This window comes from Methanotorris igneus Kol 5, from assembly GCF_000214415.1.
In the GTDB taxonomy this organism is placed as follows: domain Archaea; phylum AGJL01; class Methanococci; order Methanococcales; family Methanococcaceae; genus Methanotorris; species Methanotorris igneus.
On the sequence record NC_015562.1, the window covers coordinates 385,454 to 400,492 of the forward strand.

At 32.7% G+C, this 15,039-nt stretch carries 13 protein-coding genes and 1 pseudogene; 8 read left to right on the top strand and 6 right to left on the bottom strand.

Annotation, left to right across the window (positions count from 1 at the left end; genetic code table 11):
- Nucleotides 1-566 precede the first annotated feature (566 nt).
- Both METIG_RS01830 and wecB read left to right on the top strand, forming a co-directional pair.
- Complete coding sequence (locus METIG_RS01830) at nucleotides 567-2,942, top strand: DEAD/DEAH box helicase (protein ID WP_013798537.1); 2,376 nt, start codon at nucleotides 567-569, stop codon at nucleotides 2,940-2,942.
- A gap of 1 nt (nucleotide 2,943) precedes the next feature.
- Nucleotides 2,944-4,038, top strand: coding sequence for a non-hydrolyzing UDP-N-acetylglucosamine 2-epimerase (wecB, locus tag METIG_RS01835; RefSeq protein ID WP_013798538.1), 1,095 nt, complete (start codon nucleotides 2,944-2,946; stop codon nucleotides 4,036-4,038).
- 17 nt (nucleotides 4,039-4,055) lie between these two features.
- On the opposite strand, the gene speE is transcribed toward wecB, so the two are convergent.
- The 4 genes from speE to METIG_RS01855 form a co-directional block, all read right to left on the bottom strand.
- The gene (gene speE, locus METIG_RS01840; RefSeq protein ID WP_013798539.1) at nucleotides 4,056-4,910 is read right to left on the bottom strand and encodes a spermidine synthase; all 855 of its coding nucleotides are present in this window, start codon (nucleotides 4,908-4,910) and stop codon (nucleotides 4,056-4,058) included.
- Nucleotide 4,911: 1 nt separating this feature from the next.
- A complete protein-coding gene (gene speD / locus METIG_RS01845; protein WP_013798540.1) occupies nucleotides 4,912-5,274 on the bottom strand; it encodes an adenosylmethionine decarboxylase in 363 nt (120 codons plus the stop codon).
- 156 nt (nucleotides 5,275-5,430) lie between these two features.
- The gene (locus METIG_RS01850; RefSeq protein ID WP_048055640.1) at nucleotides 5,431-5,928 is read right to left on the bottom strand and encodes a pyruvoyl-dependent arginine decarboxylase; all 498 of its coding nucleotides are present in this window, start codon (nucleotides 5,926-5,928) and stop codon (nucleotides 5,431-5,433) included.
- A 320-nt stretch (nucleotides 5,929-6,248) separates the two neighbouring features.
- Entirely contained in the window at nucleotides 6,249-6,926 is a 678-nt protein-coding gene (locus tag METIG_RS01855; protein WP_013798542.1) for a hypothetical protein, read from the bottom strand.
- 182 nt (nucleotides 6,927-7,108) lie between these two features.
- On the opposite strand from METIG_RS01855, the gene METIG_RS09500 reads away from it, so the two are divergent.
- A complete protein-coding gene (locus tag METIG_RS09500) occupies nucleotides 7,109-7,285 on the top strand; it encodes a hypothetical protein (RefSeq protein ID WP_013798543.1) in 177 nt (58 codons plus the stop codon).
- The gene (locus METIG_RS01860; RefSeq protein ID WP_013798544.1) at nucleotides 7,261-7,728 is read left to right on the top strand and encodes a hypothetical protein; all 468 of its coding nucleotides are present in this window, start codon (nucleotides 7,261-7,263) and stop codon (nucleotides 7,726-7,728) included. The genes METIG_RS09500 and METIG_RS01860 overlap by 25 nt, the downstream gene beginning before the upstream one ends.
- A 13-nt stretch (nucleotides 7,729-7,741) precedes the next feature.
- On the opposite strand, the gene METIG_RS01865 is transcribed toward METIG_RS01860, so the two are convergent.
- Nucleotides 7,742-8,812 (bottom strand): transglutaminase-like domain-containing protein, encoded by a 1,071-nt coding sequence (locus METIG_RS01865; protein WP_013798545.1) that lies wholly within the window; start codon nucleotides 8,810-8,812, stop codon nucleotides 7,742-7,744.
- Nucleotides 8,813-9,047: 235 nt separating this feature from the next.
- Nucleotides 9,048-9,174, bottom strand: a pseudogene (locus METIG_RS09785) (IS701 family transposase); the annotation flags it as partial.
- Between the two features lie 214 nt (nucleotides 9,175-9,388).
- On the opposite strand from METIG_RS09785, the gene ilvD reads away from it, so the two are divergent.
- The 4 genes from ilvD to pyrC all read left to right on the top strand — a co-directional run bounded on the left by ilvD (nucleotide 9,389) and on the right by pyrC (nucleotide 15,025).
- Nucleotides 9,389-11,047, top strand: coding sequence for a dihydroxy-acid dehydratase (ilvD, locus tag METIG_RS01870; protein WP_013798546.1), 1,659 nt, complete (start codon nucleotides 9,389-9,391; stop codon nucleotides 11,045-11,047).
- A gap of 234 nt (nucleotides 11,048-11,281) precedes the next feature.
- On the top strand, nucleotides 11,282-12,592 hold the full coding sequence (gene lysA, locus METIG_RS01875) for a diaminopimelate decarboxylase (RefSeq protein ID WP_013798547.1): 1,311 nt from the start codon (nucleotides 11,282-11,284) through the stop codon (nucleotides 12,590-12,592).
- 183 nt (nucleotides 12,593-12,775) lie between these two features.
- The gene (locus tag METIG_RS01880; protein WP_013798548.1) at nucleotides 12,776-13,660 is read left to right on the top strand and encodes a branched-chain amino acid ABC transporter permease; all 885 of its coding nucleotides are present in this window, start codon (nucleotides 12,776-12,778) and stop codon (nucleotides 13,658-13,660) included.
- A 90-nt stretch (nucleotides 13,661-13,750) separates the two neighbouring features.
- The gene (gene pyrC, locus METIG_RS01885; RefSeq protein ID WP_013798549.1) at nucleotides 13,751-15,025 is read left to right on the top strand and encodes a dihydroorotase; all 1,275 of its coding nucleotides are present in this window, start codon (nucleotides 13,751-13,753) and stop codon (nucleotides 15,023-15,025) included.
- Nucleotides 15,026-15,039 lie beyond the last annotated feature (14 nt).

The window sequence follows — 15,039 nt, forward strand, 5'->3', positions numbered from 1 at the left end:
AATTAGAAAAATTAATAACGATATTAAAAAAGTTAAGTAGTACTGCTGGGCGAAGCGAAGCAGTGCATCCCTTTGGATGAAATCTTTTTTAAAGGTTCCATATAGAAGCAAGAAAGCAAAATTAGAAAATTTAAATTTAATATATGCTATTAAAGAACCTAATAGATACTGCTAAGTGCATTCCTTTTATGTTTGACGGGAACTACGGTTATTTAATGTTATATTATATTCCATTCTGATGTCAATGCAGGATTTATAGTCGTGTGCGCTAAAAACTTTTTGGCAAAATCCAAGGGATTTTGCCGTATAATTTGGAAATATATCGTTGGTAAATTTCTAAGGTTTAATGTATTATTTCAAATTTTAATGAATGATAACAATTATTTGGAAATTCATTAACGTATAAATAAGTTTAAAAATTAAATGATAAAACCCATAGGTTTTGCCGTATATTAATTCTGCACACAACTATATTCCACCTTTAAATTTATTGGTGGTTATAACCAATTATTAACGCGAACAACCATACATAAATGTAACATTAAGTAGAATCAAGGGAGATATTTATGTATATAACCCATCCATTAATAAAACCAAATACTATTGAGGCAAGAATTTATCAGCAAGTTATTGTAGCGAGTGCATTAAAAAAGAATACATTGTGTGTGTTGGGGACAGGATTGGGGAAGACAGCGATAGCAGCATTAACAATAGCAGGAATTTTATCAAAGAAGGATGGGAAAGTTCTCATAATTGCCCCATCAAGACCATTAGTTGAGCAACATTACAACAGCATGAGGAATTTCCTGAATATTGATGAAGATAAAATAATTGTCTTAACTGGAAAAACACCGCCAAACAAAAGAGAGGAACTTTGGAAAGAGGGGAAGATATTCATTGCTACACCGCAAATTGTGGAGAATGACTTAATTGCAGGCAGATTGAATGTGGATGATTTTGTTTTGCTCATTGCCGATGAAGCCCATCACACTACAGGAAACCACTCATATACCTTTGTAGCAAATAAATTTAAAGGGAAGGTTCACGTTTTAGGATTAACTGCATCTCCTGGTTCTGATATGGATAGAATTTTGGAGGTCTGTGAAAATTTAGGAATTGAGCATGTTGAAATAAGGACGGAGGATGATGAGGACGTAAAACCATATATTGCAAAAGTTAGGATAATCCCAAAAAGAGTTCCTCTACCAAAAGAATTTGAGGAGAGTTTAAAATTAATTAAAGATGCTTTAAAGGAGAGGTTAAAAGTTTTAAAGGAATCTGGCGTTATAAATTCAATCAATTTGACAAAAACAGAACTTATCGAACTTCAAAAGGAAATTTTTGCATTGGATGGGGACGAGAAGTATGAACTTTTAAGGATTGCGTCAGAGGCATTAAAACTCTTCCATGCATTGGAGGTTTTAGAGACTCAGGGAAGGGGAGTTTTTTTAAATTACATAGAGCGACTAAGCAACCAAAGAACAAAATCAGCAAAATCCATTGTTAATGATGAAAGAATCATAAAGGTGGTGAATAATTTAAGGCAATTAGATATAGAACACCCAAAATTTGATAAATTGGTAGAAATTGTTGAAGAAATTTTAAAGAAAAATAGGGATGAGAAGATTATAGTTTTTGCCCAATATAGGGATACAGTTGATAAGATTGTAAGGTTGTTAAATGAAAGGGGAATAAAAGCAATAAGATTCGTTGGACAATCTAATAGAGAAGGAAAAGGAATGTCCCAAAAAGAGCAAATTAAGGCATTGGAGGAATTTAAAAAGAATGGAAATGTTTTGGTTTCAACAAGTGTCTCTGAGGAAGGAATTGATATATCTGCTGTGAATTATGTGATATTCTATGAGCCAGTTCCGTCGGAGATTAGATTTATTCAGAGAAGGGGAAGGGCTGCAAGGGGGGAAGGGGGAATAGTGATAATTTTAATAGCAAAAGGCACAGTGGATGAAATCTACTATAGATCTGCAATTGCTAAGGAAAAAAACATGAAGAGAATTTTAAAAAACATGCAGAAGATATTAAATAAGAAATTGAAGGAGAGGAAAGAAACATTAGAAGAAACAAGGGAGGAACAATTAAAAGAAAAAATAGAAGAAAATATCCAAACAAAAGAAGTAAATGAAACAAAAGAAGTGAAAAAAGAAGAAAATGAAACAGAAAAAGATACCAAAAAGAGCATATATCCAGATATATTAGAACTCCTCAAAATAAAAGCAAAAGAAACAAAGGAAAAAACCCTATTAGAAAAAGTAGATGATGAGAAAGAAAAAGAAATAGAAAAGATAAAAGTAGAAGGAGCTAAAAAAATAAAGATTATTGTGGATGTTAGGGAGAGGCACGTTGGAAGGTTGTTAGCAGATAAGGCAAAAGTGGAGTTTAAGGTATTGGAAGTTGGGGATTACATAATAAGTGATAGGGTTGCAGTGGAGAGAAAGACGGCAGAGGATTTTGTAAATTCAATAATAGATAAAAGATTGTTTATGCAATTGAAGGATTTGAGAAAATATCAAAAACCAATCCTAATTGTGGAGGGTAAAAACTTTTTCCGACTGCATGAAAATGCCATAAAGGGAGCAATATTATCAATAATTTTGGACTTTGGGATTCCAATTATATTCACAGAAAATATAGAAGAGACCGTTGATATATTAATAAAATTGGCTGAAAAGGAACAAATAAAAGAGAAAAGAGGGGTTTATGTAAGATATGGAAAAACAGCAATGTCTCTAAAAGAGCAGCAGAGGTTTATAGTGGAAAGTTTGCCAGATGTTGGACCACAATTGGCAGAGAATTTATTAAAGCACTTCAAGACCGTTGAGAGAGTCTTTACAGCAAAGGAAGATGAGCTTATGGAAGTTGAAGGAATTGGTGAAAAAACAGCAAAGAAAATAAGGGAAGTTTTAACCAAGGAATATGAGGGATAAAATGAAACTTTCAATAATCTTAGGAACAAGACCAGAGATTATAAAACTCTCACCAATCATTAGGGAATTGGAAGGGAGGAATTTGGATTGGAGTCTTATCCATACTAACCAGCATTATTCGGAGAATATGGATAGGATATTTTTTCAAGAACTAAATCTACCGAACCCAAAATATAATTTAGGCGTTGGTTCTGGAACACATGGGGAGCAAACGGGAAGGATGCTTATTAAGATTGAGAAGGTTCTTTTAAAAGAGCGACCAGATGTTGTTATTGTTCAAGGGGATACGAATACTGTTTTGGCAGGAGCTTTGGCGGCATCAAAATTAAAGATAAAAGTTGCTCATGTTGAGGCTGGTTTGAGGAGTTATGATAAAAATATGCCAGAGGAAATAAATAGGGTTTTAACTGATCATATAAGCGATTACCTCTTTGCTCCAACAGAAAAGGCAAAAAATAATTTATTAAAGGAAGGAATTGAAGAAAATAGAATTTTTGTTGTTGGAAATACGATAGTAGATGCCACTTTGCAGAATTTAAAGATTGCAGAAAAAAATGAGCATATAAAGGAGTTTTTTAAGAACATCTCCAATGAAGAAGGCTATTTTTTATTGACCCTTCATAGAGCAGAGAATGTTGACAATAAAGAAAGATTAAAAAATATAATAGACGCAATAACAAAAATAACAGAAATTTATGATAAAAATATTGTTTTCCCAATCCATCCAAGAACTGAGAAGAGGTTGAAGGAGTTTAATTTATTTGATAAACTAAAAAGCAACAAAAAAATAAAAATTATTGAGCCAATCGGTTATTTGGAGTTTTTAATATTGGAGAAAAATGCAGAGTTAATTTTAACAGATAGTGGGGGAGTTCAAGAAGAATCTTGCATTTTAAAAGTCCCATGCATAACTTTGAGAGACAATACAGAAAGGCCTGAGACATTAGAAGTTGGAAGCAATATTTTAGTTGGGGATGATAAAAATAAAATTATTAACGCTGTTGAACTAATGCTAAACAAAAAAAGAGATTGGAAAAACCCATTTGGAGACGGAAAAAGTGGAAAAAGAATTGTGGAAATATTGATGAGTAAATAAAGTCAAAAAAGCCATTTTTATTTTTTCAACTCATCTTTTAAGAATTTTGGAGATGATAAGAACACTCCTTTGTGAACTTCTTCATCGTAGTATTTTGTAGGTATGTTTTTCAATTTTTCTTTTATTTTGTTTTCATCAACATCCAATGGGTCATATTTCTTTGATGCTAATGTAAAACACCAGAACCCACTTGGGTATGTTGGGATAGAGCATACGTAAGGCTTAACAATACTGAATCCAGCATCTTTTAAGTAAGTGTATATCTTTTTAATTAAGTCCAAGTTGTAGAGCGGACTCTCTGTTTGCTGTGTCATTATTCCGTCATCATTTAAGCATTTAAATACATTTTTGTAAAATTCTTTCTCAAACAATCCAACTGCTGGCCCAACTGGATCTGGACAATCAACAATAATTACATCATATTTTTCATCGCACTCTGCAACATACTTAATTCCGTCTCCAATAATTATGTTAACTTTCTCATTGTCCATCTCACAACTGAGTGATGGCATGTATTTTTTGCAGAGTTCTAATACCATCTCGTCAAGTTCAACAAAATCGACTCTTTCCACACTTTCATGTTTTACAACTTCTCTCACAGTTCCTCCGTCTCCTCCACCAATGACCAAAACTTTCTTTGGGTTTGGGTGAGTGAATAGTGCTGGGTGAGATATTAACTCATGGTAGATAAATTCATCTCTTTCGGTTGTTTGGAATGTGTTATCTAAAATTAATACCTTACCAAAATCGTAAGTATCTAAGATTTGAATCTCTTGGTATTTTGACTTTCCTGTGAAAAGAACGTCTTTAACTCTCAAAGATAAAGCAAAGTTTTTTGTGTGGTACTCAGAGAACCACAACTGACATTTCATTTCACTTTCCCTCCTCTAAGATTATTCCTCTTTTAACATCTAAAACTTCTAAGTGCTTGGGTTTTAAAAACTCCCTTATTGGTTTTAATGCATTCGCTGGCTCAACATGACTTCCACATGTAAATACATCTATTGCTGCATAACCTAACTCTGGCCATGTGTGAATGCTTATATGGCTCTCTGCTAAAACAGCAACTCCTGTAACACCTTGGGGGGAAAATTTGTGTGTTTTTATACAAATTAATGTAGCTCCGCAGGCGTTAACACTATCTACGAGCATCTTTTCTATACCTTCTTGATCATCTAAGGCCTTTGGGTCACAACCCCATAATTCTAATATGAGGTGCTTTCCCAAATATCTCACATAATCACCCCCTTTTAGTTTTTTATTGCATTTATCTCAATAATTTTTAATTATTTTTAATTTTAATGTTTAATTTATTAAGTTTTTTAATATTTATTATATTTTGGCAATAATTTTTAAAGATTTTGGGGAAAATATAGTTAATTAAGTTTAAATTTATTTATACCACAACGCCGCAGCAGCGAAAGCGCATCCTATGTTTTCAACGGTATGTTCTGTTGCAATAGATACGATTTTATCAATTTCCCATCCTCTTTCCTCAAAACCAATTTTTGCCATTTCCCTGACTGTTTTTTCTGCCTCTTTTTTGCTACATTTACCTTCATATTCCATAATTAATCCACATAATTCCTTATCTTTTGGAATTGCCACACTAATTGCTGCTGCGATTGTTTCTCCTTTGACATCACTTATTATATACCCATAAGCAGTAGGAACTAATGAGCCCATTGGGATTTTTGGGAGGGGGACGATTTCAGCTTTTGGGGGCATGATACTACTGATCCTAATTAAGTTTAAGTTTCCAATACCCGCTTTCAATAATGCATTATCAAAAGCGTTTAATGGTGTTTTACCTTCTGCACTACCCGCAACCAATGAAACAGTGTTTGGAACCCTAAAAGGAGCATGAATACAACTTAAATCTGTGTTCAGGGCAGACACCTCCGATAATTTCTTTATTATCTAATTTATGCAATGTTATAAATGATTATAATTAACCAATTTCAAATTAAATAAAGATTTCTCATATATAAACTATTCGGTGCTAAAATAGATGGGAATTTTCTGATATTTTAATTAAATTTTTGAAAATTTCTGATTTTTAAATTAAAAAATAGATAAAATAAAATCTTACAAGATTAAATAAAAAACTCTATGGGCTTTTTTGTAGATTCAAAAGTAAAATAGAAATATAATAGTAATTTTGGTTTTTATTTGTTCTATTATGTTAAATTAAATACATTTTTTAATTTTTAGTCAATAATAAACCCCTGTTCTTTGAGTAATGTTGCTACATGGTCTGCTAAAATCTTATCATTAGAAACTATGCCATAAGGATAGAGATAGACCTTATCCTCGATATTTATTCTTGGATAATTTGGTTCAAGTTTGACTTCATCCAATAGACATCTTTTTAGATAGTTTGTAGTTTTTGTTAAATTCATCAATTTCGGTGGTTTGAATGGGGCATTGTTCTTTGGTAAAATCCATTTTGTACCATAGTATGAGATATAAGATGGGTTAATTAACAAAACGGTCTCTCCATGGATCTCCAAAGCTAACGTCCAAGAGAAGACTCCCCTTGTAAAGCCCAACAATCTTCCAAGATAAGACGTCTTTGGATTTTTATAGCAGACCTTTAATGTTCTCCCAACGATTCGAGATAGTGCCTCTTTAACATGCACATTCTTTGGGTTTGTTGGTAGAGAAGTTTTTGGAACTACATTAGTTGGAATGCAATTAAGGGGTCTTATCATGTGTAAAGCACGTAATGGGTAAAAATAAACATGTTCCTTTTTATTTACCATTACTACTCCTTCTAAGGGCCCATTAAAATCGGCTTTTATGACTCTACCTCTATAAGTGTTAAATGATTTGTTTAATGTAAATTCTGCAACCATGTCCTTCCTTAATGCATATTTTGGTTTCAAAATAAAACCTCCCTAAAAATTAGAGAAATCTAAGTTTTAAATTATATTTTAATTTTGATACTTATTATTTTAATACTTCAAAGTATTTAAAAATTACACTATCCAAATAGGAAATTATCAAGATAAACATTTATTTATACACAAAGGCATAATTATCTATAAGAAATAAATTGGGTGAAATTATGGCAACATTATTAGAAGAAGGTGTTTGTGTAATTAAAGATGAAAAAACTGCTAAATGGGTGCTAGAGGAGTTAACTAAGCCATCAAAAGAACCTTTCATATCTGAAAATGTTAGGGTTAGAACAAGAAAGGCTTTAAAAGAGGGAATTGAATGGGCGGAGAAGATGCAGTTATAATCCCTTTGAAACTTCTATTGCACAAATATGGTAAAGAAAAAGTTAAAAATTTACTCAATACATTTAAATGCTCTATAAACACTGATGTGGAACATTTCCTAAAAAATTCTTCTATTTTATTTGAAGAAATAAACAAAAGCAGAACATATTTAGTTATAAAAAAAGGAACTACCGACATTTTGGGCTATTTTACTTTAACATTATCTATTTTAAAAATTGTTGAAGATGTTTCGAAGAAAACATTGAAAAAATTAGATGGCATTTTAAAAGATAAAACAGAGTTTCCTGTTTATTTAATTGGACAATTGGGAAAAAATGAAATGTTTTGGAATGAAATTACTGGAAGTTATCTATTAGAGAGTGCCATTTCCATTATTTATGACGCCTACGAAATTGTTGGTGGTAGAATAGTCTTAGTTGAGACTTTGAATAATTTTAACTAAAAACATATTTAGTTTATTTTTTAGCCAGATAGACCCATATTCTTTTATTATCAACTTTGACCCATATTCGATTATATTTTCTAAAGTTTATGGGTGTGCGTAATTCATCTTCCTTTGTGAAACATCTATCCAACCACGCACCATAATATTTTCCAAATGCTGGATAAAGTGCATCAAATGGCATATAAATATACAATCCCGAAGAATATCCTTTTGGGAGATATTTCTCATGTTCCATGTTAGAAATTGTCTTATCGGGTTTTAGATTGGGATATTTTGAAATAAAGTAATTCATAATATCTTTACTTATTTTTTCTTTATCTGATCGGGTCAAAACATTGTTAGGATTGTTATAATACAGTTTGCCATACTTGTATTTTATGTCATCATTTTCAATCCATAATTTGAAATAATGAATTTCAAATATGGGGGAAATTGTATGATTCAACATCAAATGATGAATATGTGTGTTGATATCATAAATTGGAGCATGCTGATCTAATGCATATAATGTTCCACTTATATTTACGGCACAAAACGCATGTCCGGAATCATGTTTTTCATCTATCAGTATTATGTATGGCTCATATCCCATGTCTAATAACAATCCTGCAGTTAGAACTGCATAGTCGATGCAAATTCCTTTCGATGATTCTAATGTGTCAGAAGGATACTTGACATAAGGTCCTATTCGATGCTTACCGGGGTAGTCATATTTTATATTTTCCTCTTCCCATAGTATAATATTCCATATAGATTCTGATATATCCCTACCTTTCAACTGGGAAGCCAAATGAGATATTGTCTGAAGTTCATTTTTGTTTAGAGCATTTGTTATTTCGCTTATTACATATTTATTTTTATCATTCATCCCATAGTATTCATTATTACTTTCAATTTTGTTTTCATGATTTCCTATTAATATTATTCCCAAAACTCCTACAAAAATTCCAATGCATATTAGTGATGCAAATGTGTTTATTTTACCAAATATTCTCTTTAAAACACTTTTTCTAGTTTTTCGTCTCTTATATGTCTTATAGTTTTTCCTCCTCTTGTATTTTTTATAGTTCTTCCGTTTCATATTCCCCCGTTATGACTTTGAAAAATTAAAGCTTATAGTTGTGTGCAAAATTTTTTAAAGTTATTTTACAGTAGTTCCTATCAAATCGATAAATATTTAAATTCACTGTTATAAAGATATGGTAAATTTTACAAAATAAGGGTTTCGCAAATATATTTAAATATTTGGATTAACTATGAAAAAGACCCTCAACGTAAAGAGATTATGGCATTTTTAGTAATTATTCGATTTGATTTTTTTCTAAACTCCTATGAAACTCCCCTATTATCGAAGAGGCCGTTTCTGACCTCTTGGAATTCTTCGAAATCCATAAATAAGTTATTTATTATATAAAATACCACCTTTCCGTTTTTGGAAAGGCAGGAGGTGGAATATATTCATAGTGAAGTATATTCATAATATATAACGTTTCTTTTTTAACATAAACAAATTTATTTGTTAATTCAAACATAATAGTATAAGATTGCAATATAAATATTTAATGTAGTGATTATAATTAAATATTCAAATGTATATGCGAAAGTTCTATATAAAGTTTTTAATTATTATGCTTTATCAAATTAATTTGGTGATAGAGTGATAAGTGATAACTTAAAAAGAGGAATAAACAGAGCACCAAATAGGAGTTTATTAAAAGCTTGCGGATACACAGATGAGGAGATTGATAGGCCTTTTATTGGAGTAGTTAACAGTTTTACAGAAGTTGTTCCTGGACACATACATTTAAGAAATATTGCAGAAGCAGTTAAGATGGGAATATATGCAAATGGAGGAACAGCATTTGAATTCAACACAATGGCAATATGTGATGGTATTGCAATGGGGCATGAGGGGATGAGATACTCCCTTCCTTCAAGAGAGATTATTGCCGATACAGTAGAAAGCATGGCAAAGGCACATGGGTTTGATGGTCTTGTTTTAATTCCATCATGTGACAAAATCGTTCCTGGAATGATAATGGGAGCAATAAGGACAGGACTTCCATTTATTGTTGTTACCGGAGGGCCTATGCTTCCTGGTGAGTTGAGAGGGAAAAAATATGATTTAATTAGTGTATTTGAAGGGATTGGACAGTATAGTGCAGGAAAGATAACTGAGGAGGAGTTGAAGGAAATTGAAGAATGTGCATGTCCAGGGGCTGGAAGCTGTGCAGGATTATTTACAGCCAATAGTATGGCATGTTTAACAGAGGCAATGGGGCTCTCTCTTCCATATTGTGCAACAACTCATGCAGTAGATGCCCAAAAAATAAGGATAGCAAAGAAAAGTGGAATGAGAATTGTTGATTTGGTTAGAGAAGGTATAAAACCAACAGATATATTAACAAAAGAGGCCTTTGAAAATGCAATTTTGGTTGATTTGGCATTGGGAGGTTCAACAAACACCACCTTACACATCCCAGCAATTGCAAATGAAATTGCTCCTAAGTTTATAACATTGGATGACTTTGATAGGTTAAGCGAGGAAGTTCCACACATAGCATCTTTAAGGCCTGGTGGAGAGCATTTCATGATTGACTTGCATAGGGCAGGAGGTATTCCAGCAGTGTTGAAGGTTTTGGAGGAAAAGATAAGGAAAGATTGCTTAACTGTTAGTGGAAAAACCATAAAAGAAATCATAAGTGAGGTTAAATACATCGATCACAGTGTAATAAGGCCAATAGACAATCCAGTTCATAAAACAGCAGGTTTAAGGATATTAAAAGGAAATCTTGCCCCAAATGGAGCAGTTGTTAAAATAGGAGCCGTAAATCCAAAGATGTATAAACATGAGGGGCCTGCAAAGGTATTTGATAGTGAGGAGGAAGCAATAAAGGCAATCCTTGGTGGAGAGATAGAGAGGGGGGATGTTGTAGTTATTAGGTATGAGGGACCAGCAGGCGGGCCAGGAATGAGAGAGATGCTTGCTCCAACCTCTGCTATATGTGGAATGGGATTAGATGACAGTGTCGCTTTGGTTACTGATGGAAGATTTAGTGGAGGTAGTAGAGGGCCTTGTATAGGGCACGTCTCTCCTGAGGCAATGGCAGGAGGTCCAATAGCAATTGTTGAAGATGGGGATATTATAAAAATAGACATGATAAATAAGAGATTGGACATTGAATTGTCTGATGAGGAGATAAAAGAGAGATTAGCAAAATGGAAAAAACCAGAACCAAAAGTTAAAAAAGGTTACTTAGCAAGATACGCGAGAATGGTATCATCCGCTGATGAAGGAGCAATATTGAAGTATTAGCTACTTTACAATTTAATAATCCAAATAACATCTAACATAACTCTAATTTAAATTGGAGTTTTGTTAAATTTGCTTAAAAATGATTAAGATTATGGACAGCGCTATGATTTCAGAATATTTTATTACCAAAATTTTATTTTTGGAACACCGCAAGTCGCAAACAAATAATTTATATGGCTAAAAGATATAAAAAGATATAACATGAATTTTAATTAAAGTTATTTGGGTGGTAGGATGTTCTTGGGGAACGACATGATAACCATTGAAAATGGAAGATTAAAGATAGATGGACATGATGCTGTTGAATTAGCAGAAAAATTCGGAACTCCTTTGTATGTAATGAGTGAAACGCAAATAAAAAGAAACTATGAAAAATATGTTGATGCATTTAAGATATATGAAAAAGAGACGGGCAAAGAGTTTATCGTTGCATACGCATATAAAGCAAATGCAAATTTAGCAGTAACAAAGCTCCTCTCAAAACTTGGATGTGGAGCAGATGTTGTAAGTGGAGGGGAACTCTACATAGCAAAACTCTCAGGAGTACCATCAAACAAAATTGTATTCAACGGAAACTGCAAAACAAAAGAAGAAATTATAATGGGAATTGAGACAAACATTAGAGCATTTAACGTAGATAGCATAAGCGAACTTATATTGATAAATGAAACAGCAAAGGAAATGGGAGAAGTTGCAAATGTCGCATTTAGGATAAACCCAAACGTTGACCCAAAAACACACCCAAAAATCTCAACAGGTTTAAAGAAGAACAAATTTGGTTTGGATGTTGAAAGTGGAATTGCAATGAAGGCAATAAAAATGGCATTGGAAATGGAGAATGTCAATGTTGTTGGAGTTCACTGTCACATTGGTTCCCAATTAACCGACATAAGCCCATTTGTTGAAGAAACAAGAAAAGTTATGGATTTTGTTGTTGAGTTGAAGAAGGAAGGAATTGAGATTGAGGACGTTAACTTAGGAGGAGGTTTAGGAGTTCCATACTACAAAGATAAAGAAATCCCAACACAATATGATTTAGCAGATGCAATAATCAACACAATGCTTGAATACCAAGACAAAGTAGAAATGCCAAACCTCATCTTAGAACCAGGAAGAAGTTTGGTTGCAACTGCTGGAGTTTTACTTGGAAAAGTTCACCACATAAAAGAGACACCAGTTGCAAAGTGGATTATGATAGATGCTGGAATGAATGATATGATGAGGCCTGCAATTTATGAGGCATACCATGAGATTACCCCATGCGTTATAAGGGATGGAGAGAAAGAAAAAGTCAATATTGCTGGAGGACTTTGTGAGAGTAGTGACGTTATGGGTAAGGATAGAGAATTAACTCCAATAGAGGTTGGAGATGTTGTTGCTATTTTGGATGTTGGAGCTTATGGTATAAGCATGGCAAACAACTACAACGCAAGAGGAAGACCAAGAATGGTTTTAACAAATGAGAAGGGTGTTTATTTAATTAGGGAGAGAGAAACCTACGCAGATTTAATTGCTAAGGATATTGTTCCACCACACTTGCTGTAAGATTTAATTCTAAATAAGATTTAATTCTAAAATTATTTTATTGCTTCTTAAATTATTTTTAGATTATTTTTTATATTCAATAAATCATGGCAAAAATATACCACAATTTTTATTAGGAAGAAATAATAAAAAACATTACAAGTTATTTTACATTTTGGAATTTTAAAATTTTTAGGTGATGAGATGGACATTGCTCAAATTTTGGTTGATACTGTTGTGTTGGGAAGTGTCTATGTTCTTGTAGCGGTTGGATTAACTATGACCTACGGACTTTTAAAGTTTGCAAACTTTGCCCATGCTGAGTTTATAACCTTTGGGGCATATGTTGGTCTTGTTGCAGTAACAATGTTGAATCTTGGATTAGTTGGCGGAGGAATCTTAGCTTTTATTTTAACGGGATTATTGGGAATTTTGGGTTATTTGTTAGTCTTTAAGCCCCTACAAAAGAGAGGGGCAAATAGTGTTGAGTTGATGATTGCGTCTATTGGGGTTGGTTTAATAATTAGGCATATCCTTCAACAAATTTTTGGAGCTCCAATGAAAACTTACGGAATTGTAAGGCATATTTATGAGATTGGCTCAGTTAGGATAACCAATTTAGAAATTTTAGAGATTATTTGTGCATTTGCATTTATCATTATTTTCCATATAATACTGCATAAAACAAAACTTGGTAAAGCAATGAGGGCAGTATCAAACAACCCATCACTTGCAATGGCTTCTGGGATAAATGTTGATAAGATTATTTTGTGGGTTTGGTTTATCGGTGCTGGGGCAGCGGGCTTAGGTGGAATGTTGTTTGCTGCAAACACGAGGGTAATTCCAACTTTTGGATGGGAAATTCTATTGCCTGTTTTTGCTGTTGTGGTATTGGGAGGTATTGGGAGCGTATATGGGACGTTCTTAGCAGCATTTATAATTGCATTGGCAGAGAACATTGGAGTTGTATTGTTATCTGAATTAGGGTTATCAACTGGATATAGGCCAGCAGTGGCATTTATAATACTGATATTGGTGCTTTTAATTAGACCACAAGGATTAATATCCCTAAAAACAAGAGTGGGATAAATTCAGGTTCAGATATTATCTTTATACTTTATGATTAAATTTTGATTAAATAAGTTTATTTTAATTTTTTAAAAACAAGAACGGGATAAAATGCTGCTAAAGAACTGTAGAATAATCAAAAACAACAAAATAATTGAAGGGGATATTTTAATAGATGAGGAAAATGGAAGAATAGAGAAAATTAGAAAATCAATACCATATAATGGAGAAACCATTGATTTAAAAAATAAAATTGTCATTAGCGGAGTTATTGATGCCCATGTTCATTTTAGATATGGAGAGGAAAAGAAAGAGGATTTTATCTCTGGAAGTGAGGCAGCAATAAATGGAGGAGTCTGCTTTGCCATAGATATGCCAAATAACAAGCCCCCAATAACAACAAAAGAACTTTTTTACAAAAAATACAAAGAAGGCAAAGAAAAGAGCAAAATAAACATTGAGTTTAACTTTGGGGTTACTGAAAATAACTACTTAGAAACCGTTGAGGATGCGAAAGCATACAAAATCTTTATGGTTAAATCAGTTGGAGATTTGTTTATAAGTGATTACTCAAAATTAAAGGATATTTTAAATCAAAACAAACTTTTCTGCATACATGCAGAGCATAAGGACATAATAGAGGAGAATTTAAAGAGATGTTCCTTAAACAGTTGGACAGATCATTGCAAAATAAGGGATAAAAAAAGCGAAGTTGAAGCAATTAAAGAAATTATAAAAAACCTAAAAATTATTGATAAAATTGGAAAATACAAACCACATATCCACTTTTGCCATGTTTCAACAAAAGAGGGATTATATTTAATAAAAAAAGCAAGAGAAGAGTTAAAAAATGTCAAAATTACGGTAGAGGTTACTCCACACCATCTATATTTAAATATGGATATGGCTGAAGATTTGAAAGGTTTAGGGAAATTTAACCCACCACTAAGAACAAAAGAAGATAATATAGCCCTAATTAAAGGAATTGTAAACAAAGATGTTGATATCATCGCTACTGACCATGCCCCACATATTTATGAGGAAAAAAGCAATGAGCCCAAAAACTGCCCTTCTGGGATTCCTGGAATTGAGACATTTGTGCCTTTAGTATTTAATTTAGTAAGTAAAAAACTCATCTCATTATTCGATGCTGCTAAAATGCTTTCGGAAAATCCCGCAAAGATATTTAATATTGATAATGAGATTAGAGAGGGGAATTTGGCAAATTTAACGATAGTTGATTTAGATATGGAGGGGGAGATAAGGGGAGATAACTTCAAATCAAAAGCAAAATTCACACCGTTTGAAGGTTGGAAAGTTAAAGGACTTCCAATTTATACAGTAGTTAATGGGTCTTTATATGATGCATACGGAAAAATTATTTAAACAACTTTAGAAAA

What these genes read in the sequence shown, in the direction of transcription:
- METIG_RS01830 (WP_013798537.1), top strand. Translation starts at nt 567, where the DNA reads ATGTATATAACCCATCCATTAATAAAACCAAATACTATTGAGGCAAGA.
- wecB (WP_013798538.1), top strand. Translation starts at nt 2,944, where the DNA reads ATGAAACTTTCAATAATCTTAGGAACAAGACCAGAGATTATAAAACTC.
- speE (WP_013798539.1), bottom strand. Translation starts at nt 4,910, where the DNA reads ATGAAATGTCAGTTGTGGTTCTCTGAGTACCACACAAAAAACTTTGCT.
- METIG_RS09500 (WP_013798543.1), top strand. Translation starts at nt 7,109, where the DNA reads ATGGCAACATTATTAGAAGAAGGTGTTTGTGTAATTAAAGATGAAAAA.
- METIG_RS01860 (WP_013798544.1), top strand. Translation starts at nt 7,261, where the DNA reads ATGGGCGGAGAAGATGCAGTTATAATCCCTTTGAAACTTCTATTGCAC.
- METIG_RS01865 (WP_013798545.1), bottom strand. Translation starts at nt 8,812, where the DNA reads ATGAAACGGAAGAACTATAAAAAATACAAGAGGAGGAAAAACTATAAG.
- lysA (WP_013798547.1), top strand. Translation starts at nt 11,282, where the DNA reads ATGTTCTTGGGGAACGACATGATAACCATTGAAAATGGAAGATTAAAG.
- METIG_RS01880 (WP_013798548.1), top strand. Translation starts at nt 12,776, where the DNA reads ATGGACATTGCTCAAATTTTGGTTGATACTGTTGTGTTGGGAAGTGTC.
- pyrC (WP_013798549.1), top strand. Translation starts at nt 13,751, where the DNA reads ATGCTGCTAAAGAACTGTAGAATAATCAAAAACAACAAAATAATTGAA.